2 protein-coding genes are annotated in these 2,047 nt (G+C 72.2%); both read right to left on the reverse strand.

The features are described from left to right. Positions 1–22: 22 nt before the first annotated feature. Entirely contained in the window at positions 23–1,243 is a 1,221-nt protein-coding gene (locus tag ACFU6K_RS37795; RefSeq protein WP_380671007.1) for a beta-ketoacyl-[acyl-carrier-protein] synthase family protein, read from the reverse strand. After that, on the reverse strand, positions 1,240–1,506 hold the full coding sequence (locus tag ACFU6K_RS37800) for an acyl carrier protein (protein ID WP_380671008.1): 267 nt from the start codon (positions 1,504–1,506) through the stop codon (positions 1,240–1,242). Before ACFU6K_RS37800 ends, ACFU6K_RS37795 begins: the two co-directional genes overlap by 4 nt. Between the last annotated feature and the right edge of the window lie 541 nt (positions 1,507–2,047).

The raw sequence follows: 2,047 nt of genomic DNA on the forward strand, positions 1-2,047 counted from the left end.
CCGGTGTCCCGAGCCGGGCCTTTCAGGGGGCGGTGAACACGAGGACGCTGTTCTGGCCGCCGAAGCCGAAGGAGTTACTGACGACGGCGGTCATCCGCGCCTCACGCGGCTGCTTGGTGACGACGTCCAGGTCGATGTCCGGGTCGACGCGATCGAGGTTCGCAGTGGGCGGGACGCGCTGGTGAACGAGGGACAGCACGCTCACGGCGGCCTCGATGGCACCGGCTCCACCGATGGCGTGCCCGATCACGCTCTTGGTCGCGGTCACCGGAGGAGGGCAGGTGAAGACGGTGCGCAGGGCCCGCGCCTCGGCCAGGTCGTTGAACCTGGTGGACGTGCCGTGGGCATTGACGTGACCGACGTCGGCGGGCGACAGCCCGGCTCGGGCCAGGGCCGCGCCAATGGTGCGGGCGGCGCTGCTGCCGTCGGGCACCGGAGCGGTGGGGTGGTGGGCGTCGGTGCTGGCCACGGCCGCGGCGAGGTACGCCTGGACGGGAGCGCGGCGTGCGTGGGCGTGCTCGGCCCGCTCCAGGACGAGGACGGCCGCGCCCTCGCCGAGGACGAAACCGTCGCGGTCGGCGTCGAAGGGGCGGCTGGCGCCCTCGGGGTCGTGGACGCGGCGTGAGAGCGCGCTCATCCGGTCGAAGGCCACGGCGGACAGCGGATGGCGGGCCACCTCGCTGCCACCGGCCAGGACGATGTCGCAGGTGCCCGAGCGCAGCAGCTGGTCGGCGATGACCAGGGCGGTGCCGCCGGACGCGCACGCCGTCGCGATCGCCATGCTCGGGCCCCGGATGCCCAGGTCGATGCAGATCTCCCCGGCCGCCATGTTGGGGGCACTGCGAGGGACGTACGTCGGCGTCACGCTCTTGTGCCGGTGATCGATGATCTTGGTGAACGTCGCGATGCTGGTATCGCAGCCGCCGGTGCCGGCGCCGAGGACGACACCGACCCGGGCGGGATCCCACTGGTCCCGGCCCAGCCGTGCGTCAGCCACGGCCTCGCGGGCGGCGACCATCGCCATCTGGATGAACCTGTCGATGCGCCAGGTCAGGCTGCGCCCCAGCAGGGACACGGGGTCGAAGTTGGCGGCGCGGCAGGAGAACGAGACGGCGCAGTCGGCGAGTTCGGGGTCCGTACGGGCCGTGGAGCGCCCTTCGCACAGCCGGGCCCAGGTGGAGGCGGTGTCGTTCCCGGCGGGGGTGACCATGCCCAGACCGGTGACGGCTACGGCGGCGCTCACGATACGGCGGGCTGGGCTTGCGGCTGGGGCTGGGCTTGTTCGAGGAACGCGGCGGCGTCGGCGAGGGTGGCGTCCGCGTTGAGTTCCGAGAAGTCCTCCGGGACGTGGAGGCCGTGGTCGCCGTGGAGGATGGTGATCAGCTCCATCATGGCCAGGGAGTCCATCGCCAGGCTCTCGAAGCTGCTCTCGGGGCCGACGGCCGCGGCATCACGGCCGAAGTGTTCGACAAGGCAGGAGGTGATCAGCGGCAGCACGGGTGTCATGAAGGGGGTGCCTTTCGGGACGGGGCGGCAGGGGCACATCGGTGCGAACTTCGTGCGGCGGTCGGTGAAGTCCGCCGCGACCACGGCGACGTCGGTGGCCCTTCCGACAACACGGCCCCTCCGCGCGGAGAACGAGAGGCGGCGGCCTGAGCGGCCGCCACCGGCAGGCCGCAGCATACAAGTGCCGATATATCGACTGAGAAGCATGCAAATCGGACTAAGCGTCCAGTCGGCCGCAGTCGCGACCGGCATGGTCCCCGTGCCGTCGAGGTGGACCACATGCGGTAACTCGCCGACAACGGCCGGGCGTTGGATCACGCCGTCGCGGGGCCGGCTCTTGATCGGCGCGCCCGCGTGAGCGCAGCCGGGACTCCGTCCACGTTCATCCCGGCGCGCGTCCGGCGCCTTCCGCCCCAGCCCTGATTCGGGTCGGCTGGGCACCCGGGGTTGTCCGCCCGGGCATCGTGCCGACGGACCGGGAGTGGGGCGCGCGGTAACCGGGACGGACCTCGACGGCCGGCGACGGGCAGCAGCCCTCGCC

Source organism: Kitasatospora sp. NPDC057512, assembly GCF_042802135.1.
In the GTDB taxonomy this organism is placed as follows: Bacteria; Actinomycetota; Actinomycetes; order Streptomycetales; family Streptomycetaceae; genus Kitasatospora.